This is a genomic window from Streptococcus dentapri (assembly GCF_042649885.1).
GTDB classification, from domain to species: domain Bacteria; phylum Bacillota; class Bacilli; order Lactobacillales; family Streptococcaceae; genus Streptococcus; species Streptococcus dentapri.
The window spans coordinates 62774-68976 of the sequence record NZ_JBHSAC010000045.1 but is presented as its reverse complement, the minus strand read 5'-3'; the positions used below and the strand labels follow the sequence as shown (position 1 = coordinate 68976).

Genomic DNA, 6203 nt, shown 5'->3' with positions numbered 1-6203 from the left:
AAAATTGGGAACTGATTTGAGATAATTGTTTGATATTCCATTGTAAATGATGGGATTTAGCGGTATACTGTAAGTGGCTCATTAGGACTACCTCCTGTTTGTTTTGTCACTTACAGTATAGTCCTTTTGGGCTTTTTATTGTCGTTGAAAATCAACTAGCACCACGAGTCTTCTTTACATTATTTTACAAAGGAACTAAGGGTTAGTTCCCTTATAGGATAACATAAAGGTAAAGTTTCAGTCTCCTTGTAAAACTCTTCAACATCATCATATTGGGGAGTCATCCCGCCGAAGGCCTGAATAGCATTGCCAGTTGACTCATTGACCCCCGGCTGGGTGCCTGCGACGACAATGGCCGTTGGGTCATAGTCTACGTTTTTACCATCACTATATGCTTGTCATTGGACTTTGCAAATATTTTTGTAAGTCCAACAAAAAAGCCGATAGAACTCCGGCTTTTTCTGGCTCTATAATATCTGTAGTGGGTAAGTCCACTTTGGATATTATGAAGCTGGAGTGTATACAAAAAGTCCCATATGACTTATAATGAAAAGCGCTAAACAACTCATTAGAAAGGCTCATATGGAACATCTTTCAATACCACAGATCTCATCGGAGTGAAAGATAAAAACATCAAAATCCTCTTTGGCTTACAACACCAAACCCATATCAAGATACAAGCTAAACTGGATTACCAAGCGCCTGCCTGCCCGCATTGTCAGAAGGAATACAATCAACTATGACTTTCAGAAACCATCTACCATCCCCATCCTTGACCTCCAAGGTATGCCTACCGTCCTGAAACTCAAGAAACGCCGCTTTCAGTGCAAGGCTTGTCGAAGAGTGTCGGTGTCTGAGACAGCTCTCGTTCAGAAAAACACTCAGATTTCTGCCCTTGTCTGGGCTAAAATCACACAGCTGCACACAGAGAAGTTGACTAACTCTGCTATCGCTAGAAGATTGCACATTTCCATTTCGGCAGTCCAACGACAGTTAGAACAGTTCAGCTTTAAGGAAAAGTATGAGAAGCTTCCTGAAATTCTGTCCTGGGATGAATTTTCCAGAAATAAGGGCAGGCTCGCCTTCATCGCTCAAGACGTTGAGACAAGAAAGGTGGTGACAATTCTTGAAAACAACTGGCAAACCACCATCAAAAACTACTTTTATAAGTTTCCTAGAAAAGGTCGTAAAACGGTTAAAGTCGTGACGGTGGACATGGCTGGCAGCTACATCCCCATCAGCAAACAGCTCTTTCCAAACGCCAAGATTGTCCTTGATCGCTTTCACATCATCCAACACTTGAGCCGCGCCATGATAATGACCAGAATTGCCATCATGAAGACCTTTGACAAGCACTCTCTGCCCTATCGGGCCATGAAAAATCATTGGCGCCTGCTCCACAAAGACAGTCGCAAACTCTCCAATAAATCTTTTTACTCAAGAACCTTTAGACAAACACTGACGCCTCGTGAGATTGTCAATAAGACACTGGAGTTCTCTGAGGAATTTCGCTTTTACTATGACCTTTATCAGCTCCTGCTCTTTCATTTTCAAGAGAAGCGGACAACTGAATTCTTTAGCTTGACAGAAGACAACTTAAGCCTCGTCAATCAGCACTTTTCAGTCGTCTTCAAAACCTTTTTGAAATACAAACCTTACATCACCAATGCTCTAGAATGTCCTTATTTCAATGCCAAATTGAAAGCTACTAACAAACGCATCAAGGACATCAAACGCCAAGCTTTTGGCTTTCGAAACTTCAGGAATTTCAAAACCAAAATTCTCATTGCTTTGAACAGTAAAACGGTCTGGGGATAGACCGTTTCAGCTTGTCTCTAAAAAACTCAAGAGAGATAAAAAGAAAGAACCCATCTGATTCTCTCTCGTGCTTAATGATAAGTCACCCACTACAGTTGACAAAGAGCTTTTTTAAATTTCTTTTACTTTCGCTGACAGTTTGCGATTTTCTTTCTTGCTCGATGTTTTGAATAAGATGAGAACCCGTCCAATTTTACGGACGGTCTGGGCACCGATTTCTTCCTCTAAGATTTCGGCGACTCCATTGATATCCTCATCTGTATTCTGCAGCAAGTTGATTTTAATCAATTCACGGGCGTCCAGAGCATTACGGACACTAGTTTTGATGTGGTCATTGAGACCGTTTTTTCCAATTTGAATAATGGGTTTCATTGTTTGTGCCAAGCTGTTCAAGTAGGCACGTTGCTTAGAAGTTAAAGACATAATTTCTCCTAGATGATTGCTTTTCTGATGACGACATTGACACCCTCGGGAGCCCAAGCGGCAATTTTCGCTTGTCCGTTAACACGAATCCAGCCCAGACCTGACAAGACAACATCGGTTTTTTCAGTAATGGTGAACTCATGCCGCACTAATTGAGGAAATTCAGCAATTTCCTTGGCGTCAGGTGGTGTCAGTAGGTTACCAATATGCTTGTCATAAAAGGCTTCAGCACCAGCTAATTTTGTTCGATGAAGCTTGAGATTATTATCAAAATAGGCTGTAAAGCCCTGTTTTTCTCCCTGAACAAAGTCAAAGCGCGCTAGACCGCCCAAGAAAAGGGTTTGTTCGGGATTAAGCTGATAGGTTTTAGGTTTAATTTCTTTCTTAGGGCTGACATATTTGAGATCCTTGGCCGAGAGATAGTGAGCCATTTGATGACGATGAATAATCCCAGGCGTATCAAAAATATAAGAACCATCATCCAGCGGAATCTCAATCTTATCAAGCGTTGTCCCAGGAAAGCGTGAGGTGGTGATGATATCCTTATCACCTGTGATCTCTTTAATGATGGCATTGATCAGAGTTGACTTACCAACATTGGTGACCCCGACCACGTAAGCATCACGACCACAACGCAACTCATCAATACGATTGATTAATTCCTTGATAGCATAATGGTTTTGAGCACTCGTCAGGATAACATCGACCGGACGCAGGCCCTCTTCATGAGCTCGCTCAGTCAGCCACTGGGTGACTTTACCATCTTTGACCGACTTAGGCAAGACATCTTTCTTATTGCCAACTAAAAGAATATCATTACCTGCCACAAAGCGACTGAGTCCCGGGATGATCGAACCATTGAAATCAAAGATATCCACCACATTGACCACAAGCGCCTGACTATCGCCCACTTCATGTAGGAGTTTCAGAAACTCATCATCGGTAATATGCACATCAACAATTTCATTGTAATGACGCAGACGAAAACAACGCTGACAATACAGCTCACCGGTCTCCTCTGCCTTAACAATACTGGATCTTGGGGTATAACCGGCAGCTTCCTTGTCTTCACTTTGAATTTTAACTCCACAACCGATACAAAACAGTTCTTCCATTAAATTTCCTTACAATACTCTATCTTTCCATATTTCTGAATAATGCTATTCATGACACGGCGCTCACGCGCACGATTAAACTTGGTATTCCAAGCATCAGAAGTAACCAAGGGCTTGACCAATATCGAACGAATACCGGCACGATGGCTGGCACGAATATCTGTCATCAGCTGGTCCCCCACCATCACAACTTCCTTGCGATCAAAGCCATAACGCTCAATCGCCTTGTTGATTCCTCTGGTAAAAGGTTTCATGGCACGACTGACAAAGTCCACATGGAAGGGCTCAACAGCCCGTTGGACCCGATCAAATTTGTTATTAGAGACAACAACGACCGGTATATCAGCTTCGGTCATCTCGTCCAACCACTCACGCAGTTCTGGGGTGCCATCCGGATTATTCCAAGCAATCAAAGTGTTATCAAGATCCACTAAAACAGCACTGATGCCATGTTTTCTTAAGCTCTCGGGCTTCAAATCATAAACAGCTTCTACAGCAAAGGTCGGTATATAATCTTCTATACTCACTACTTTCTCCAAAAATATAAGATACGCCTTATTATAGCATACTTTTCGAGAATTTAGACAAGGAAAAAGAAGCGAAATAATAGCTAACTCCCTGAAAGATGCTTACTCTTTTGCTTCTTAAAATCATTATCTGAAATCAAGTTCAACCTTGCTTCCACTCCTTTTTAAAGTCCTTCTTTCGACTAGCAATGAGAGTAGATAAGGAACGGCCATTCTTGGCGTAACCGCCTTTTTTATTGTAAAGGCTACGACCAAACTCACTTGATTTTCTTTCCTGCCAGAACCTTGCCAATCGAACTTTTCCGGCCTGATTAGGAGACTTAAAAGGTTTGGCTACTGCTCTTCTAAAAGTAGGATCATGGTGGCTGACAGGCTTAACATCCAAACGTACATGACTCCATGGTGTATTACCATAATTAAAGCTAGCACCATTGACAATCCCATTAGTTGTCACTGTTTCGGCATCAATCTCATTTAAAAAACGGCCGAATCCATCGATAATAAATTCAGTATGTACTCCCAGCAAGACCTTTATATTATAGGATTCTTCATCATCTGGAAAAAGCCCTAAAGTCTCCTTAAAGCTGCGTTTATTATGCAGTCTGGCATTATCAAAAATATTGGGGCGCAGCTTATTAGCCTTCATATAAGCAATCAAGGCTGCTTGGTCAGTCATTCCTGGCTTGCGATAGAAGCTTCTAACATACTGAGCTTGCTGGGAGGAAATCACATAACGCAGCTGATGCAGCTGACGATTGAAAATAGTCTCTTCTTCAAATTGAGTCCCTTTCATCTGACGCCTGATCAGACCGGAAAGTTCAACCCAAAAACGGTCATGAGGAGCCAGATTATCTGAAAACCTAGCAACTAAGGCCTGATTATCAATCAGCTCTCCTGACAAATCATCAGGAAAGTCCAAATGATCCAATATGAACTGCAGACCCTTTTTAGGGCTCTTTTCTCTTTTGAGCTGATTCCAGTTCTCCTGAAATTCCGCTGAACCAATTTTTACCATATAGTCCTCCATTTCCATTATACTACAAATAGAGGATAAACAGTCATTGGTAAAAACGAAAAACGCTTATGAAGTTTGATTTTTGTTCTATAGTTAAATTAGAATGAAGGGAGTGAATTGGTATTATGGTGATGAAAACAAAAATAAGATAACTGATCTACAGACCATTGACAAAAGCACTAACATTTCGATGATAAGGGTAATGGTAGAATTATTTAAGAATCAAAACAGTGTGCATATCCGTTTTCTAGCGAGCAGAAGACCGAGATATTTTTGTCCCAAAGTAAATGTATTCCATTTGACTGACTTTCTGGGATAATCTTTTATCTTATGAGATTCAAAAACCAGCTAACTGCTGGTTCAAGCTTCATCAGCGTTTCTTATTAGGTTAAACTTGTTAGTGAACGCATAATCAAATCAATATCTTGATTCTCTAGTTCACGTATAATGTGTAAATACGTTTTTTGAGTCGTTGTCATACTTGCATGCCCCAATCTTCTCGCTACACTAGCGATTGAAACACCTGAAAATAGCAAGAGAGAGGCATGGGTGTGCCTTAAACTATGTATTGAGATTTCAGGAATTTTTGCTGCACGACAGCGCCTAAATAAACGATCATTGACAGTAGAATTATACACCTTACCCGAGACAAAAATCGGTTTGTCCTCAGGCAAATCCTTTGTTAATTCAAAAAACTGAATCACCAGCTGCCAATCAATTTGAACTTTACGAACAGAGGACCTATTTTTCGTTGGTAAAAATCCTCCATCCCCTTTATAGTCCCATGTCTTATCAACAGTAAGCACTTGATGACTAAAATCAAAATCCTGCGGAGTCAATGCCAAGGCTTCTGAAAAACGTAAGCCTGTCTTAGCAACCAACAAAATAAACCAGTCCCAAGAAATACCATTTCCCAAATCCAGTTCTGCCAATAGAGAACGCAATTCAAATTGACTCAAATATTTTACTCGCTTATTTACTGGCATTTTCCCTTTAATGATGGCTTTACGAGTTGGATCCTTATCTATGATACCGTCATCTAAAGCATCTAATATCGCTCCTTTTAATTGATGATGAAAATCCATGGTTGTTTGACGCTCATGCTCCAGAGCGTAGGCGTTTAGCAGACCCTGATAAGCAATCCTATCCAATTGCTTCAATTCCAGTTTAGGAGCTAGTCGACGTAACCATTGCAGCGTCATTTTATATTTAGCCAAGGTGATTGGCCGAACAGCCCCCTCTTTATAAATTCTTATCCAATTTTTATAATAATCATGAAAATATTGCACTTTTTCCCTCTTTTTT

Annotated in this window: 6 protein-coding genes; 1 reads left to right on the top strand and 5 read right to left on the bottom strand. The window is 40.8% G+C overall.

The window, feature by feature from the left end; all coding sequences use genetic code 11:
* The first annotated feature begins 611 nt into the window (after positions 1-611).
* Positions 612-1818, top strand: a protein-coding gene (locus ACFOSE_RS05210) for an ISL3 family transposase (RefSeq protein WP_380431323.1) whose coding sequence is annotated in 2 segments (ribosomal slippage) — positions 612-737 and positions 739-1818 — 1206 coding nt in all. Because the reading frame shifts where the segments join, the coding sequence is not laid out codon by codon here.
* Positions 1819-1929: 111 nt separating this feature from the next.
* Here the strand turns inward: ACFOSE_RS05210 and yhbY are convergent.
* The 5 genes from yhbY to ACFOSE_RS05185 all read right to left on the bottom strand — a co-directional run bounded on the left by yhbY (position 1930) and on the right by ACFOSE_RS05185 (position 6187).
* Positions 1930-2241, bottom strand: coding sequence for a ribosome assembly RNA-binding protein YhbY (yhbY, locus tag ACFOSE_RS05205; RefSeq protein WP_380431315.1), 312 nt, complete (start codon positions 2239-2241; stop codon positions 1930-1932).
* Positions 2242-2249: 8 nt separating this feature from the next.
* On the bottom strand, positions 2250-3356 hold the full coding sequence (gene yqeH / locus ACFOSE_RS05200; protein WP_380431313.1) for a ribosome biogenesis GTPase YqeH: 1107 nt from the start codon (positions 3354-3356) through the stop codon (positions 2250-2252).
* Positions 3356-3883, bottom strand: coding sequence for a YqeG family HAD IIIA-type phosphatase (locus ACFOSE_RS05195; RefSeq protein ID WP_380431311.1), 528 nt, complete (start codon positions 3881-3883; stop codon positions 3356-3358). Before ACFOSE_RS05195 ends, yqeH begins: the two co-directional genes overlap by 1 nt.
* 142 nt (positions 3884-4025) lie before the next feature.
* Positions 4026-4898, bottom strand: a complete 873-nt coding sequence (locus tag ACFOSE_RS05190) for a DUF3114 domain-containing protein (protein ID WP_380431309.1) — start codon at positions 4896-4898, stop codon at positions 4026-4028.
* 383 nt (positions 4899-5281) lie between these two features.
* The gene (locus ACFOSE_RS05185) at positions 5282-6187 is read right to left on the bottom strand and encodes a tyrosine-type recombinase/integrase (protein WP_193523726.1); all 906 of its coding nucleotides are present in this window, start codon (positions 6185-6187) and stop codon (positions 5282-5284) included.
* Positions 6188-6203 lie beyond the last annotated feature (16 nt).